This window comes from Corallococcus sp. NCSPR001 (assembly GCF_017309135.1).
Taxonomy (GTDB): Bacteria; Myxococcota; Myxococcia; order Myxococcales; family Myxococcaceae; genus Corallococcus.
In genome coordinates this window covers 2,993,906-3,008,977 of record NZ_JAFIMS010000002.1, presented here as the reverse complement: position 1 = coordinate 3,008,977, position 15,072 = coordinate 2,993,906, and the positions used below count along the sequence as shown (strand labels likewise).

12 protein-coding genes are annotated in these 15,072 nt (G+C 72.5%); 6 read left to right on the top strand and 6 right to left on the bottom strand.

Annotated features, from left to right (window positions below):
- Positions 1-93: 93 nt before the first annotated feature.
- From JYJ93_RS14405 to JYJ93_RS14395, 3 genes are read right to left on the bottom strand one after another with little or no spacing between them, the layout of a single operon-like run.
- Entirely contained in the window at positions 94-1,719 is a 1,626-nt protein-coding gene (locus JYJ93_RS14405) for a caspase family protein (protein ID WP_206791305.1), read from the bottom strand.
- Entirely contained in the window at positions 1,716-2,435 is a 720-nt protein-coding gene (locus JYJ93_RS14400; RefSeq protein ID WP_206791294.1) for a hypothetical protein, read from the bottom strand. Before JYJ93_RS14400 ends, JYJ93_RS14405 begins: the two co-directional genes overlap by 4 nt.
- The gene (locus tag JYJ93_RS14395) at positions 2,428-2,940 is read right to left on the bottom strand and encodes a sigma-70 family RNA polymerase sigma factor (RefSeq protein ID WP_120576415.1); all 513 of its coding nucleotides are present in this window, start codon (positions 2,938-2,940) and stop codon (positions 2,428-2,430) included. Before JYJ93_RS14395 ends, JYJ93_RS14400 begins: the two co-directional genes overlap by 8 nt.
- 146 nt (positions 2,941-3,086) lie before the next feature.
- Here JYJ93_RS14395 and JYJ93_RS14390 point away from each other — a divergent pair, with 146 nt between their 5' ends.
- Together JYJ93_RS14390 and JYJ93_RS14385 are read left to right on the top strand one after the other, a co-directional pair.
- A complete protein-coding gene (locus JYJ93_RS14390) occupies positions 3,087-3,617 on the top strand; it encodes a hypothetical protein (RefSeq protein WP_206800720.1) in 531 nt (176 codons plus the stop codon).
- A gap of 13 nt (positions 3,618-3,630) precedes the next feature.
- Entirely contained in the window at positions 3,631-4,848 is a 1,218-nt protein-coding gene (locus tag JYJ93_RS14385; protein ID WP_206791292.1) for an MFS transporter, read from the top strand.
- Here JYJ93_RS14385 and JYJ93_RS14380 read toward each other — a convergent pair.
- From JYJ93_RS14380 to JYJ93_RS14370, 3 genes are all read right to left on the bottom strand, one after another.
- Positions 4,829-5,641: an SAM-dependent methyltransferase gene (locus tag JYJ93_RS14380; protein WP_206791290.1), complete on the bottom strand. Its 813-nt coding sequence runs from the start codon at positions 5,639-5,641 to the stop codon at positions 4,829-4,831. The genes JYJ93_RS14385 and JYJ93_RS14380 overlap by 20 nt on opposite strands.
- Before the next feature lie 60 nt (positions 5,642-5,701).
- Positions 5,702-6,565, bottom strand: coding sequence for an ATP adenylyltransferase (locus JYJ93_RS14375; RefSeq protein ID WP_206791281.1), 864 nt, complete (start codon positions 6,563-6,565; stop codon positions 5,702-5,704).
- A gap of 94 nt (positions 6,566-6,659) precedes the next feature.
- On the bottom strand, positions 6,660-8,105 hold the full coding sequence (locus JYJ93_RS14370) for a hypothetical protein (protein ID WP_206791279.1): 1,446 nt from the start codon (positions 8,103-8,105) through the stop codon (positions 6,660-6,662).
- Positions 8,106-8,335: 230 nt separating this feature from the next.
- On the opposite strand from JYJ93_RS14370, the gene JYJ93_RS14365 reads away from it, so the two are divergent.
- The 4 genes from JYJ93_RS14365 (at position 8,336) to JYJ93_RS14350 (ending at position 15,066) form a co-directional block, all read left to right on the top strand.
- On the top strand, positions 8,336-8,896 hold the full coding sequence (locus JYJ93_RS14365; protein ID WP_206791277.1) for a DUF2378 family protein: 561 nt from the start codon (positions 8,336-8,338) through the stop codon (positions 8,894-8,896).
- A gap of 134 nt (positions 8,897-9,030) precedes the next feature.
- On the top strand, positions 9,031-10,110 hold the full coding sequence (locus tag JYJ93_RS14360) for a hypothetical protein (RefSeq protein WP_206791275.1): 1,080 nt from the start codon (positions 9,031-9,033) through the stop codon (positions 10,108-10,110).
- A 170-nt stretch (positions 10,111-10,280) separates the two neighbouring features.
- On the top strand, positions 10,281-12,422 hold the full coding sequence (locus tag JYJ93_RS14355) for an FUSC family protein (protein ID WP_206791251.1): 2,142 nt from the start codon (positions 10,281-10,283) through the stop codon (positions 12,420-12,422).
- Positions 12,423-12,552: 130 nt separating this feature from the next.
- Positions 12,553-15,066: a hypothetical protein gene (locus JYJ93_RS14350; protein WP_206791249.1), complete on the top strand. Its 2,514-nt coding sequence runs from the start codon at positions 12,553-12,555 to the stop codon at positions 15,064-15,066.
- The last annotated feature ends 6 nt before the right edge of the window (positions 15,067-15,072 follow it).

Genomic DNA, 15,072 nt, shown 5'->3' with positions numbered 1-15,072 from the left:
GTGGCTGACTAGATGACACCTAGCGCCACAGCCGTCTCCGCTCTGACCCAAGGAAAAATCGATTGTCCCCGGGCAAGTAAGCGGCGGTGCGAACTAGAGCGCGTAGCCGACCATCAGTGACGCGGAGGCCCTGGGCACCAGCGCCGTACCGGAGGCCCGCTTCACCAGGACGCCTCCGGCGGAGGCGCTCAGGAGCATGGACAGGCGGCTTCTCACGTCCAGCCGCACGCCTCCGGTGACAAGCCCCAATGGCTCCAGCCCGAAGCGCGCATCCTCGTCCGGGATGCGCGATTGGAAGACGGCCAGGGCCCCGGCCTCCAGCGCGCCGCTGAACGTCCAGGCTCCGAGTTTCCAGTGCGGCCCCGCGCCCAGCCGCAGCTCCAGCTCCGTCTGCTGGAAGGACACCCTGCTGCCCGTCCCGCGCCGCACCGCGAGCCCCAGGCCCGAGGTGTCCACACCGGTGAACAGCCGCCCTTCACGCACCAGGCGTACGTCCAGCCCCGCGAGCGACGACAGGCCCGTCACGATTCCCGACGTCAGCGAGGGCCCTACCGCGACCAGCAACTCCGACCCCGCCCTGCCCTTTCGCGCGAGCCGCATCCTCGCGGCCTGCTCCAGCGGCTCGCCGCCCACGGACACCGCACCGTCGAGCGGCACTCGCACCGACCGCTCCAGGTATCCGTCCTCCGCTCGCAGCAGCAGCCGGTATGCGCCGGGCGCCACGGCCAGCGTCGTAGGGCCTTCGCCCTTCTCCAACTCCGCCACCAGCGCGCCACTCTCCGACGCCATGACGAGCCAACGGCCCGGGGCCTTCACGTCGAGCGTCAGCCGGCCTCGCGCGCGCTGGGGCTCGGAGAGGACCAGCTCTCCGCGCCCGCTCAGGTCCATGCGGAACGTAGGACGCTGCATGCCACCTGGGGAGACGAGCGTGGACTCCAGCGTCCTCGCGTAGGCGTAGCGATACGCCTCCTCCAGCGTGACGCGCCCATCCCGCGAAGCATCGGCCGCTCCGCGCAACCCCACCGCCAGGTGGTGCGTGAAGAAGGAGCCCTGCAACGCATCCGACTCCTGCGCGTACTCATCCGCGCCAGACGCGCTGATGACGACCCGGCCCTCCAGGTCCGAGGCCTCCATCGTGACCGGCGCGGCCACCGGCTTCAGGCCCTTCAAGCGCGTGGCGACACCGGAGCGGCACGAGTCCAGGATGAGCAACCCCACGCCCACCGGCGCGCCCTTGAGGAAGTCCACCAGCTCGCGCATCGGCAGCTCGGTGCCTCGCAGGTGCAGGCTGCCGTCGCCCGCGTGCGACGACACGTAGAGCAGGAGCCAATCCTTCTGCGAGGCTTCCACGGCCAGCCGTGCCCGGAAGCGCGCCAGGGCTTCGCGCAGCTTCGCGGCATCCGCGCCCAGCAGCGTCACCGTGCGCTCCGGCGCCACGGTGCCCACTTCCTGGAGCACCTCGCGCATCCGCTGCGCGTCCGTCTCCGCGAAGCGCAGGCGCTCCTCGCCTGCCAGACCCTGGTTCTCTCCCACGATCAGCGCCCAACGGCGCGGCGCCTCCTCCGCGGCGCTCGGAACGGGTCCCAGCACCATGAGCAACACCGCGAGCAGCCGTCCCCACGCGCCCAGCCCCCAGCAGCGCGGCCCCATCTCCGCGGTCCCTCGGGGCGCGTTCGGCGCCGCATGCACCCGGACGCCCAGGCCCAGCGCGCGGCTCACGGCACGACCCTCAGCAGCGTGCGCGCCCGGGCCGTCCCGATGTCCTCCGGCGTCGCCACCTCCAACGGTCCCTGCCCGTTCCCGCGCGCCTCCGCGACGCGCGACATGAGCGCCTCGCGCGCCTGCGCCACGTCCAGCGGCGCATCCGAGAAGAACGCATGCAACGCCACCGACCCCGGCGTCACCTCCAACGCGGGGGACAACCGGACCTCCGCCCCCGGATCCACCGTGCCGCTCGTCTTGCCGTCCCTCGGCCAGAGCGGCTCCACCGCGCCCGCTTCATCCACCGCGAGCACCAGCACGTTCCGGTACGGCCCCGTGCCCACCGCGAGCGTCACCTGCTCACCGGGCCTCGCGTCCTGCACCGGCGCGCCCTGCACGGACAAGAGCCGCAGCGCCACGGTCCCCTTCAGCCGCACGCCGTCCTCCGCGCCTCGCGGCACGTACACGACCAGCGCGAGCCCCACCGCCAGCGCGGTCACCAGCGGCACGCCCCAGCGCCACCAGGGCTTCGCGGACCGGGCTCGCTTCTCCTCCAACCTCGCCAGCACTGCCTTCGCCTGGGGCTGAGCCAGGCTCGACGCTCGCGCCTGCCGCATCCGTTCAGCGAGCATCCCGCAGGCCGGGCAGGCGGCCACGTGCCGCTCCGCGCGACCCGAGGCATCCAGCCCCGACAGCCACTCGTCCAACTCCAGCCGTGTCAGGTGCTCAGCCACGCTCCGCCTCCAGCGCTTCCGGCAGCCGCCCCAGCTCCGCCGCCTTCTTCCGGATGGAGTCCAGGTCGCGAACAATCGTCTTGCGCGACACGTCCAGCATCCCGGCGATCTCCTCCTGGGTCAGCCCGTCGAAGAAGTGCAGCGTGGCCACCTCCAGCTCGCGCTCGCCCATCCGCCCCACGAGGTGCCGGATGAAGTCCGCGGCCTCCCACTGGCTGGGGGTCAGCGCCGCGGCCTCCGGCGCCTCCAGGAGCACCGGCTCCCGCAACTGGCGCGAGCGCAGCGCGTTGAGGCACAGGTTGGTGGTGACGCGGTACACGTACGTCATGGGACGGGCCTCCCGTCGGAACCGCGCGCCAGCCGTCAACATGCGCTCGAAGACCTCCTGGACGATGTCCCAGGCGTCGGCATCGCGTCCCAGCAGCGCGAGCGCGCGACGGTGCACCACGGGCGCGAAGCGCTCGTAGAGCTCCCTGAGCTCCTCCGCACCGAGCCCGCTCGCCATCCGATGGGTCCGACCTTCCTTTTCGTCCTTGAGACACCCGGCCCCGGCGGCCTGGGACATCGCATCGCATCCGCGATGGGCTGTGGGATATTAGTCGCACCCCAGCGGCATGTCCCAGGCCGGCCGCACCGGGTGTCCCAATCGCCGTGAAACGACTCGTCCTCGCCACCCTCGTCGCGCTCCTGGGCGCCTGCTTCGACCCGCTCTACGAGGACCCTGACGAACTGGGCGAGGAGTCCTGGGCCGTCTGCTGCGTCCGCAACCAGGTGGACACCTGCCTCTGCGAGGACCCCAACGGCTGTGAGGTCGCCTTCCAGGCCTGCTCGGCCGGCACATGCACGCCGTCGCTCCGGGACAGCTGCGAGTCCATTCACGGCAGCCTGGACGGCGGCCAGGTCTACGACGGAGGCGCCGGCGTCGACGCGGGCACCGCCGACGGCGGCGGCGTCATCGAAGACGCAGGCACCAGCACCGACGCAGGCACCAGCACCGACGCAGGCACCACCACCGACGCAGGCACGGACGCGGGCACGCCGCCGGTGTCCTACGAGCCGTGCTGCGACCCGCTCACCCACCGTGTCACCACCTGCCGCTGCGAGCCCACTGGCTGCACCGGCGCATCCTTCACGCCCTGCGCGTCCGGCCGCTGCGCCCCCAACGGGGAGTCATGCGGATAAGGTCTCCGGCGGGATGAAGGGCACCTTCCATTCGCTGCGCGGCTACAACTACCGGACGTGGGCGGCCGGGGCGCTCGTCTCCAACGTGGGCACGTGGATGCAGCGCACCGCCCAGGACTGGCTCGTCCTCACCCAGCTCACCCACAACAACGCCACGGCCGTGGGCGTGGTCATGGCGCTCCAGTTCGCGCCGCCGCTGTTGTTCCTCCCACTGACGGGCTTCGCGGCGGACCACTTCGACCGGCGCAAGCTCCTGTTCGCCACGCAGGCGGCGCTGGGCGCGCTGGCGCTGGGCCTGGGGCTGCTCACGCTCTCCGGGCACATCCGGCTGTGGCACGTGGACGTATTCGCGTTCCTCCTGGGGTGCGTCACCGCGTTCGACGCCCCCGCGCGCCAGACGTTCGTCTCGGAGCTGGTGGGCGAGGAGGACCTCGCCAACGCCGTGGCGCTCAACTCCACCTCGTTCCACGCCGCGCGCATGCTGGGCCCCGCCATCGCGGGCCTGCTCATCTCCGCCGTGGGCTCCGGGTGGATGTTCGTCCTCAACGCGGCCTCGTTCGGCGCCGTGCTCCTTTCCCTGAGCCTGCTTCGCGCGAGCGAACTGCACGTGAGGGACCGGGCGCTCCACAAGCGCGGGAGCCTGATGGAGGGCTTCGTCTACGTCTGGAAGCGGCCGGACCTGGTGGCGGTGCTGAGCATGTTCTTCCTCATCGGAACCTTCGGCCTCAACTTCCCCATCTTCATCTCCACCATGTCCGTGCGCGTCTTCGGCAAAGGCGCCGGCGGCTACGGGCTGCTCACGTCCATCATGGCCATCGGCTCGGTGACGGGCGCGCTGCTCTCCGCCCGGCGCGCGCAGCCGCGCATCGGCCTGCTGGTGACGGGGGCCGCGGTCTTCGGAGCGGGGCTCACGCTCGCGGCGCTGATGCCGGCCTATGCCCTCTTCGGCGTCATGCTCGTGGTCATCGGCGTGTCCGCGCAGACCTTCACCACCACCGCGAACAGCCTGGTGCAGCTGTCCACCGAGCCGTCCATGCGCGGGCGCGTGCTCGCCATCCTCCTGGCCATCGCGCTGGGCGGCACGCCCCTGGGGGCCCCCATCGTCGGGTGGGTCGCGGACACGTTCGGTCCGCGTCAGGCGCTGGGCGTGGGCGCCGCGGCGGGCTTCGTCGCGGCACTCATCGGCCTGCGCTACCGCGCGAAGGCGGCGGCTACTTCTTCTCCAGGATGACCGCGTAGAACTCGATGCCCACGCCCTGCCGGTCCTCCTCGGTGATGTAATCATCCGGCAGCCCCAGGAACCGGCTCACGGGCTGCACGCCGCCAGGGCCCGGCGTCCACGGCTTGCAGAGCTCCAGGTACTCCGGCAGGGAGAACAGCTCGAAGCTCTCCCCCATCTTCTGGAACATGCCCACGAACTGCTCCCACTGGGGCGTCGTCTTCGAGGGGTCCTTCGTCTCGAAGGTGGTGAAGAGCCGGGAGCCCGGCGCGGCCCAGTCGTAGAGGTCGCGGAAGAACTTCCGGTTCTCCTCCGCCTTCAGGAACACGGTGATGCCGTTGGCGCCCAGGGCCACCTTGCGCTCGCCGCCCAGGAAGTCGCGCACGTCCGGGCGCTCCAGGAAGGACTTCGCCTGGCGGATGTCGCACTCCAGGTAGCGCACGCGCGGGTCGTTGCCCAACAGCACGCGCGCCTGCGCCATCGTCAGCGGGTTGATGTCCGAATAGAGCACCTTCACGTCCGGCGGCAGCACGCCGTGCACGTGGTCGTTGGTGGGCAGGCCGGACGCGAAGTCCACCCAGTGCGTGAAGCCCTCCGCGGACAGCCGCTTCGCCGCGCCCTGGAGGCACGCGCGCAGCATCCGCACCCACTTCCGCGTGGAGGGCAGCAGCGAGAACATGTACTCCGCCGCCTGCCGGTCCGCCTCGAAGTTGTGGGTGCCGCCCAGCGTGTAGTCGTAGATGCGTGCAGCGTCGGGAACCTGGGGATTCACGCCCGGCACGCGGGCCAGCTCGTTCACATCCATGGTCGTCGCTCCATCGGGTTCCGGGCATTGTGCCGGTCCGCTTACGCGGATGCACCCTTCCTACGGAGCGACGCCCGCGACCTGGCGCAGCAATTCCAGCGGCCCCAGCGCGGCGACCGCGTCGAACTGCTCGGGCGTGCGCACCAGCAGAGACCCCGCGAAGCCCAGCGCGTTGACGTTGACGCCCAGGTGCTCCGCCTGGGCGCGAGGCACCAGCAGCATCCAGTCCCGGGTGACGAGCAGGTTGTACGGCGCGCCCTCCGCCAGGCCCAGCGCGTCCCGCAGGAGCCGGTACGCCGCCAGCATCCGCGCGCCCTGCCCCGGCGCGCCCCACGGCCCCAGCCCCGCCAGGAGGTGCGCGAACGGCAGCGACTCCGCGGCCACCACGCGGCCCGGTCCTGGCAGCACGGGGAGGAGCGCCTCCACGGGCGCGCGCAGCCGGTCCGGCCCCAGCGGCGGCACCAGCTGCAGGTGCTTGTGGCGCTGGCTCGCGCCGGCCGTCTCGCCCGCGTTGTAGAAGGCCAGCCCGTCCAGCCCCTCCAGGCACGTGGAGAGCGCGTCGAAGTCCGCGGGCGTCAGCAGCGCGTCCTGCGACTCGAAGGCTCGCGTCACCAACAGCAGGTGATGCTCCACGACGTTGAACTTGTTGAGCAGGCACACGTGCGCGGGCCCCACGTCCCCCAGCACCAGGTCCGGCTCCGGGTTCGCGAACGGGTTGAAGGGCTCGGCGTTGGACGGCGCCGGCCGCTTGCGCTCCTTGAGCGCCACCCGCCCCAGCACGCGCACCTGGAACTCCGTGCCCGCCACCGGCACCGTGCGCGCCTCCGTGGCGATGGGCTGGAGCGCCCCGGTCTCCAGCGCGTGGCGGGTGACGTCCAGCGTGCGGGGCCACAGGGCGGCGGGCGTCAGCGGTGCGGCGTTCACGGGCGGGCTCCTGGCACGAGGCCTCCCAGTCTGTGCCGTCCTCGGAGCCGAGCGTCAATCCGCCTCAGGCCAGGGAGCGCTCCGGATGTCCGCCTCAGCGCGGAGGAGGACGGAAGACGTACTGGTACACCTGCGGCTCGCTGCCGGGCGGGTACTGGGCGTCCATGAAGGCCACGTGCGCGCTGTGGGTGATGAGCACGTCCTGGAGGCTGTCGTAGAGCACCACCACGCCCGTGGCCTTCCCGGTGGGGTCCAGGTCCACGCGCACCTTGAGGTTGCCCTTGAGGTCCGGCTTCTCCATCAGGTGCTCCAGGTACAGCGCCACCAGCCCCAGGGACACCCGGTCGTAGATCTGCTCCACCGTGCCCTTCGCGGGCGAAGCGGGCAGGTGCAGCTTCTTCGTCAACTGCGCGGCCTCCTCCGCCGCCTCGGGCACCGGGCGCTCCGGAGCGGCGAGCGCCGCGCGGTACGCCGCCATGGCTTCGAAGTAGCGCTCCAGCTTGAGCAGCAGCCGCGCCCGCCGCACCTGGATGTCCGCGCGCTCCGGGGCCAGCGCCGCAGCCTGATCCAACCGCGCCTCGGTGCCAGCCACGTCCTGCTTCGCCTCCGCCAGCGTCGCCAGGCGCAACAGCGGTTCGGGGTCCTTGGGCGTCGCCGCGGCCAGGCGCACCAGGGCCTTCGCCTCCTCGTCCGGACGGTCGAGCTCCACGGCGAGCTTCACCCACGTGGCGAGCACCGCCGGCTCCGCGCCCCCGAGCGTCGCGTAGCGCTCCAGCATCTTCACCGCCTGCGCCTTGTCGCCCGCGGCGAGCCACGCCTCCGCCTGCCGCCGGTGCGCCTCGCGGTCATGCGGCTGGAGCGCGACGAGCAGCGCCCCGGCCTCCGCGCCCGCCTTCGCGTCCCCGGCCTCGCGCGCCAGCCGCGACAACACCTGGAGCGCCTCGGGCTGCTCGGGCCAGTCCTTCACCGAGCGCACCAGCAGCGCGCGCGCCTCCGCCGCGCTCCCCGGACGGCCCGCCAGCAGCAGCGCCAGGTCCGTGCGGAAGCGCGGGATGTCCAGCTTCGCCAGCGCCTCGCGCAGCCTTCCTTCCGCCTCCGCGGGCCTGCCCTCCGCCTGGAGCCGCAGGCCGTCCGCCCAGAGCGCGGGCGCGAAGCCGGGCACCGCCTTGCGCGCGGTCTCCAGCGGCGCGGCCGCGTCCTTCACCATGCCCCAGCGCACGTAGACGAGCCCCATCCCCACGTGCGGCCACGGGTTCTCCGGGTACATCACCGCCAGCGCCTTGAACTCGGCGAAGCTCTCGTCCGACGGCAGCGCGAGGAAGGCCCGGTACACCCGGGGCATGGGGTCCTTGGGCGCCTTCGCCTGCTGGGCGTCCAGCTCCGTGCGCAGCGTGCTGGGGCTGCCCTGGACCCTCGCCGTGTCCACCCGCTGGAGCATCGCCATGCCCTCCGCGGCGGGCGCGGGCACCGGCCGGGCGCCCAGGGCCGGGAACGCGCACAGCACGGACAGGAGCAGGCACGTCAGGACACGGGACGTCATCAGGAGGTCAGCCAGGGGGAGCCAGGGCCCCCGGACGCTAGCAGATGGACGTGCCCCGCGAGGGTTGGGAGTGTTTACGCACCTTGCGTGAATTTCAGAGTTACACGCGATGTTTCACGGAGACCGGAACGGGCGGAATGGCCCTGGAGGGCGACCCCGCTTTCGGGCGTTGGACGCCACCCGGGCGGTAGGTCTTGACCAGAACGGGCGGTGCTGGGCGGAATGGTCCCATGGCCACCGCCGAGAAACTCGTATTCCCGACCATCGTCGAAGGACTCTTCGTCCGGGGACTTTCCGGGAAGGTGCCCTTCGCCCTCAAGGAGCAGCTGCGCAAGGAGGGGCTGGACCTGGACCGGCCCCTGCAGCCGGCGTACTCGCTGGACACGTGGACGCGCTGCGTGGCGCTGACGGCGAAGACGCTGCATCCGGACCAGCCGGACGCGGTGGCGTGGCGGATGCTCGGCGAGCGGATGATTGACGGCTACCGCGACACGATGGTGGGCCGGGCGCTGTTGGGCGTGCTGCGGCTCATCGGGCCCAAGCGGATGCTGATGCGCGCGCAGCACAGCTTCCGCAGCGGCAACAACTACACCGAGGTGGCCATCACCGAGCGCGGCGAGCGCGAGGCGGACCTGTGGCTCAACGAGCCCGGCCTGCTGCGCTACTTCAAGCAGGGCGTGATGCTGGCCACGGTGCGCGCCGCCAGCGGTCCGGCCACGCAGGTGGACGTGGTCCAGTTCGACGATGACAGCGTCACCTACCGCGTGTCCTGGGGCGCCCCGGGATCCTGAGACAAGGGCGGTCCCCTTTCGCGGATCCGCGACTCCGGGCCCTCTTGCCCGCACCGGGCCCCATCTGCCAGCGTGAGGGTCTGCGCGCGGCGTCCGGGCCGTGAACGGCCGCGCGAAGAGGGGGATTCATCCAAATGCCGTCGAGCAAGCGCGCCAACCTGCCGCGCTGGAACGGTCATCAGCGGGGGTTCTTCGAAATCTGGTTCCTGGTGGTGCTCGACCCGGGCGGAGACCGTGCCTGGTGGTTGCGCTACACGCTCTTCACTCCCGCGCCGGGCAGCGGCGGTGAGCCTCGCGCCACCCTGTGGGCGGCGGCGTTCGACTGCGCATCCCAGGACCGGCCCGCGGTGGCGCTCAAGGCCATCCATCCGGCCTCCGCGTTCAGCGCGCTGCCCGGCGGCGGCGTGCGCATCGCGGACTCGGAGCTGACGCCCGGCCACGTCCACGGCCAGGTGAAGAGCGGCGGGCACGCCATCGCGTGGGACCTGCGCTTCCAGGGCGGCCACCCCGGACCGGTGCGCCGCGAGCCGCGAGGCACCGGGTTGCTGCCCCTGCCCACGCGGGTCGCCCACGTGCACGACGACGTCCTCTTCGAAGGCACGGTGACGGTGGATGGCGAGCGCATCGACGTGAAGGGCGCGCCCGGCCTGCAGAAGCACCTGTGGGGCCACCGGCGGCTGGAGGAGCTGACGTGGCTGTACTGCCCGCGCTTCGCCGAGGACCCGGACGCGCGGCTGGAGATCATGGCGGTGCGCGCGAAGCGCAAGCGGGGCCACCCCCAGCTGTCGCCCATCTACCTGCGCACGCGCGACGGCGAGCACACGTTCCATGAAGTGCCTCACGTGCTCCTGTCGCGCGTGTCGTCGCCCGCGTCCGGGGAGCTGTCCTTCCGCGCGGCGTCCGCCACCGTGGCCATGGAGGGGCGCGCGTGGTGCGACCCGCGCACGCTGGTGGGCTACGCGTACCGCGACCCCAAGGGCTGGGACGTGCTGGTGGCCCAGAGCGACGTGGCCCGCTGCGAGGTGCAGCGCTTCTCCCGGCCCCACCCCTTCGCGGCGTGGAAGCCCACCGGGAAGCTGACCTCCACCGTGGGCGCGCTGGAGTTTCACGCCCCGGAGCCGATGCCGGGCGTGCGCTACATCCCCTGGGACGGCACCGCGCTCGAAGCGGAGGACGCCCCGGACGAGGATGCGCCGGCCCTGGGAACGGGCTGACGCCGGGCCCTCCGCCCCCGGCTTCCGGGAGGGAGGGGCTGGTGGAACGGGGCCCGGGGTACCGCCCGGGCGGCGCCCGAGCATGGGGGGAGAGCGGCTCCCGCCGCCTGTGGACGGGGACGGCCGTGGCCACCCTCTGGGGTGACGGCCCGCCGCTCCCCTGAAAACCCATGCGCCACCGACTGCGGAGACACCTCCGGTCGTTCCTCCGGGTGGAGCCCGGACGACCGGCCCTGTGGGCGGGCATCCGGGCCGCCGTCGCCACCGCCCTGCCCCTGTGTTTGTCGCTGCTGACCACCGTGCCCCAGGCCGGCTGGGCGGGCCTCACGGCGCTGCTCGTCACGCTCGCGGACAAGGGCGGCTCCTACCGCGTGCGGGCGCGCGTCATGGGCGTGGTGACGGTGCTGGGGGCGCTGGTCGGCCTGCTCGCCGCGCCCGCGGGCTACACTTACGTGATGGACGCTACGCTGCTGCTCGTGGGCGTCACGGCGGCGAACTTCGCGCGCTGCTACGGCGAGACCGCGGGCTCCGTGGGCGGGCAGTTGGCCGTCATCTTCGTCGTGTCGCTGGGCGCGCCCGCCGCTTCGCCACGAGAGGCGATGCTGCGAGGCGCGGCGCTGCTGCTGGGCGGCCTGTGGGCGATGGCGCTGTCCCTGCTCTTGTGGCCGCTCAGGCCCTATCGCCCCGCGCGCCAGGCGGTGGCGCAGGTGTACGCGGAGCTGGCCATCGCCGCGGAGGACCTGGAGAGGGCCACGCGGGACGGCGCCACGGCCGAGGAGTGGGCGGAGGGGCTGAAGCGCCACGCGCGGATCCGTCCGGACATCGAACGGGCGCGGGAGGTGCTCGCGGCCACGCGGCGCGGGAGGCCGGACGAGACCAGGCGCGGCGAGCACCTGCTGGTGCTGGTGGAGCTGGTGGAGCCCATGGTGGCGCTGCTCAGCGCGCTGGCGGAGGCGATGCAGGTGGTGGGGCGCGACCCGCACCTGCACGCGACGCGCGAGCGGGTCATCAAGCTGTGCGAGGCCTTCGGCGCGATGGACCGATGGGTGTCACGGGCGCTGCGGCAGGAGCGCAACGAGGGCATGCGCGAGCCGCCCCGGCTGGCGCTGAGGCCCCGCCGCCGGCAGCCCGCGAGGATGGCCGCGCCGCCGGTGCGGCAGAGCGCGGAGGGGCCGCTGTCCACGCACGTCGCCACGCTGCTGGACCGGCTGCGTGAGCACGCGGGCGTGGCGCACGAGACGGCGTCGGGCCTGCTCTTCGGGGACCCGGTGTCGCCGCGAGGCCGGGGCACGGTGGGCGGCCCCAGGCAGACGCCAGGGTTCTCCCTGTGGCAGCCGATTCGCGACCACCTGCACCCGGACTCGGTGGTGCTGCGGCACGCGCTGCGCACGGGGATGGTGGCCACGGCGGCGCTGGGGCTGACGCGGGCGTTGCAGGTGGGCGACGCGCACTGGGTGAGCCTCGTGGTCATCTCCATCCTCCAGCCCTACGCGGGCAGCACGGAGGAGCGCGTGCTGCAGCGCACGCTGGGGACGCTGCTGGGCGCGAGCCTGGCGGCGCTCATCGCGACGCTGGTGCACACGCCGCCCATGATGATTGGCGTCATCAGCGTGCTGACGGCCATCTCCGTGGCGCTGCTGCCGCTGAACTTCGGCGCGTTCCAGGTCCTGCTCACGCCGGACTATCTCCTGATGGCCACGCTCAGCTCCGGGGACTGGACGGTGGCGTCGCAGCGCTCGCTGGGCGTGCTCATCGCGGGGGCGCTGGCGCTGGTGGGCTCCTGGACGCTGTGGCCCAGCCCGGAGCGCCGCCGATTCCCGGACGCGGCGGCCTCCGCCCTGCGCGCGGACGGGAAGTACCTGCAACAGCTGGCCACGCACCGCAGCGGCACGGAGCCCGCGGTGAACGAGGAGCGCCGCCTCCTGGACCAGGCGCTGCTGGAGGCGGAGTCGTCCTTCCAGCGGCTGATGACGGAGTACCGGGGCCCGCCCGGGCACCTGGAGCCGGGCATGGCGCTGCTCACCTACGCGCGCAGGTTCGCGCTGGCGGTGACGGCGCTGGGCACGGGGCGCTTCGAGGGAAGGACGACGTCGGTGTTGCCACAGCAACTGGCGCAGCGGGCCAGCGACAGCCTGGAGCTGCTCGCCCGCGCGTTGCAGGAGCGGCGCGAGCCCCCTCCCCTACCGGCCCTGGCGCTGCCACGCACGAGCGACGACCCCGTGCTGGGCGCGCTCCTGGAGCGCGTGCCCCGGCAGCTGGGCATCCTGCACGGCGCGGTGGCGCGGATCAGCGAGGACCCGTCGCTGCGCTGACGTCCCTGGTCAGGTCCAGCGCTGACCCAATGATGCTCTCATGCGCAAACCATGACGACATGGGGGCTGCGTCGCGTGGATAAAGGGCGTTCCGGAATGACCTCCCCGGAATGCACCTGGAGCCGTCTGCTTGAAAGACTCCCCGAACGACTCGACCACGAGATGGCCCTGGAGCGCGGTGCTGGCCTTGCAGGTCCTGCTGTTCGTCGCGGCCTCGGCCTGCGCGTCCAACAAGCCCTCCCAACGGGACACCGCCTGGGCCTCGCACTTCACCGTCGCGGCCGAGCGCATCGAGGCACGGGCCCGAGCGATAGGCCTGACCCGGTCTCACGACGTGCGCGCGGAGCAGGCGGAGCTGCGCGGCTGGATGGCGCTCCTGTCGAAGGAGATGGCGCTCGCGGGCCCGGCGGCACAGGGGCCCGGACACGCCGCCCTCGGGCGGGGGGCGCTGGCCCTGGGCGACCTGGCCGCGGCTATCACGCACCTGGAGACCGCGTGGAGCGAGGGCTTCCGCGAGCCGTCCGTGGCGTGGGCCCGGGCCCGGGCCCTCAGCCAGCGCTACCGCGAGCAGCGCATCATGGCGTTGACCGTGTTGGATGCGGATGAGCGGAGGGTGCGCGAGCAGGACCTGGAACGTCAGTACCGCGAGCCGGTGCTCGCCCTGCTCCGTCAGGCCGGGAAGCAGGACGCTCCGTCAGCGGCCTACGCATCGGCGCTCGCCGCCCTGCACGAGGGCCGGCTGGACGCGGCGGCGGTCCTCCTGGAGCCCATGGCCACCACGCATCCCTGGTTCGTCGAGGCGCCGTTGCTGCGCGCGGACGCGCTGCTGCTCCGCGCCGCCTGGCTGTGGGAGCAAGGCCAGGAGGGCGCGGCCCGGGCGCATCTGGAGACCGCTCGTGAGGCCATCGCCACCGCCAGGAGCATGGCGGAGAGCCGGAGGGAGGCCCACCTGGCGCAGGCACGCCTCGAGTCCGCCGTCATCGCCTTCATCCGGACCGACCCGCCCGGCACCGCGCCCCTTCTCGACACCGAGGGCCTGGGACCCGCGGGCCGAGCCTTCAGCGCCCTGGACGCGGCGGCCCGGCTGGACCCCGCGGACTCCGGCCCCTCCTGCGAGCGGCTGCGGCTGCTCAATGCGCTGGCGGTGCATCCCCTCCGCAAGGAGGCCTTTAGGGGCCACCTGACCCTGGAGGCGAACGAGACCGCCGACGCGATGCTGGCCCGGGACCCCACGAACCCCTGCGGCCATCTGGAACGGATCCAGGCCCATATGATCGACGTGGAGCTGGGGAGACAGGGACGCTACGGCGCGACCGGGACGCCCGAGGAGAAGGACCTGCTGCAGGCCGTCCCCCCCGCCGGGCGGGACCTCGCGTTCCACCTCCTGCACGCCCGGATCCTGGCCCACTGGGTGGCGACCGAAAACGACTGGGGAGGCCCCCGGGTCGGAGACCTGTACGGCGCGCACCGGGACCAGGCGCTCGCCGTCTGGCGGAACATCCTCGCGCGCGAAGCACGCATCCCCGCGTACTGGGTCCAGTTCGGGGAGCTCCTCGTGGAGCGGGCCATGGATCCATTGACGGTGGACGGCACCGAGGACCTGGACGAGGCGGAGCGGGCCTGGCGCAAGGCGAGCGCCCTGCGCACGAAGACGCCCGGGGTGTGGCTGATGGGAGCCCACGTCCAGATGGCGAAGGCCCTGCGAAGCCGCGCCCGGGGCGGGGATGCCCATGACGCATGGGAGAGCGCCAGGGCCCGCCTCCGCGAGGGCCTCACCGTGAATCCGAATGACGCTTCCCTGCATCACGGCCTGGGGCAGGTCCTCCTGGAGCAGGCGAAGGAGCGTTGGGCCCACGGAGGCAGTCCCGAGGAGCTGCTCGACGCGGCGGAGGCGGAGCAGGTGGAAGCCACGAAGCTGGACTCCGGACATGGCCCGGGGAAGCTCGCGCAGGCGGACATCCACGCGCTCCGAGCGGAGTACGCCGGGTGGCGAGGAGAGGATCCTTCGCGCGACGTGGACAGGGCCGAAGCCTTCTATATCCAAGCCATGCCCGAGGGGCCCACGAACGCGGAGGCCGTCCTGGGCCTCATGCGGGTGCTCCAGCTCCAGGCGCGCTACGAGCTGGAGCAGGGCCGGGATCCGCTGGCCACCTTCGAACGCGACAGGAAGTCTGTCGACATGTTCGCCCGGATTGCCTTGCTCAGGCGGTCCCTATACCTGCGCACCTGGGGAGAGGACTCCCTCCTGCGCGCCCGGTGGACGGCCCGGACGGATCCACGTCAGGCGGAGACGGACTTCGACACGGCGCGGAAGGCCCTTGCTCAAGCCCTGGAGAAGGCGCCCCGGAGTCAGGAAGTCCGTCTGGCCATGGGTGAGTTGAACCGGTACCGGGCGGTGGCGAGAAAGGCCGCGGGACAGGACGCGGAGCCCTTGCTGAAACAGGGGCTCGCGCTGGCGAATGCGTTGCTCGAGGAGCGGCCGAACTGGCCCGAAGCCCTGCTCTTGCGCGCCGCGCTCCTGCGCACGAAGGACCCGGCCTCCGCGCAGGCTCGCGCGGACCGCGACGCCGCGCTGAAGGCCAATGCCAACCTCGCGCCCGCGTGGAGACGGCAGTTCCCGGAGGATGGGCTCGAGGAGCCCTGAGAGCGC

What these genes read in the sequence shown, in the direction of transcription:
- JYJ93_RS14395 (WP_120576415.1), bottom strand. Translation starts at nt 2,940, where the DNA reads ATGGCGAGCGGGCTCGGTGCGGAGGAGCTCAGGGAGCTCTACGAGCGC.
- JYJ93_RS14385 (WP_206791292.1), top strand. Translation starts at nt 3,631, where the DNA reads ATGAAGGGCACCTTCCATTCGCTGCGCGGCTACAACTACCGGACGTGG.
- JYJ93_RS14380 (WP_206791290.1), bottom strand. Translation starts at nt 5,641, where the DNA reads ATGGATGTGAACGAGCTGGCCCGCGTGCCGGGCGTGAATCCCCAGGTT.
- JYJ93_RS14370 (WP_206791279.1), bottom strand. Translation starts at nt 8,105, where the DNA reads ATGACGTCCCGTGTCCTGACGTGCCTGCTCCTGTCCGTGCTGTGCGCG.
- JYJ93_RS14365 (WP_206791277.1), top strand. Translation starts at nt 8,336, where the DNA reads ATGGCCACCGCCGAGAAACTCGTATTCCCGACCATCGTCGAAGGACTC.
- JYJ93_RS14360 (WP_206791275.1), top strand. Translation starts at nt 9,031, where the DNA reads ATGCCGTCGAGCAAGCGCGCCAACCTGCCGCGCTGGAACGGTCATCAG.
- JYJ93_RS14355 (WP_206791251.1), top strand. Translation starts at nt 10,281, where the DNA reads ATGCGCCACCGACTGCGGAGACACCTCCGGTCGTTCCTCCGGGTGGAG.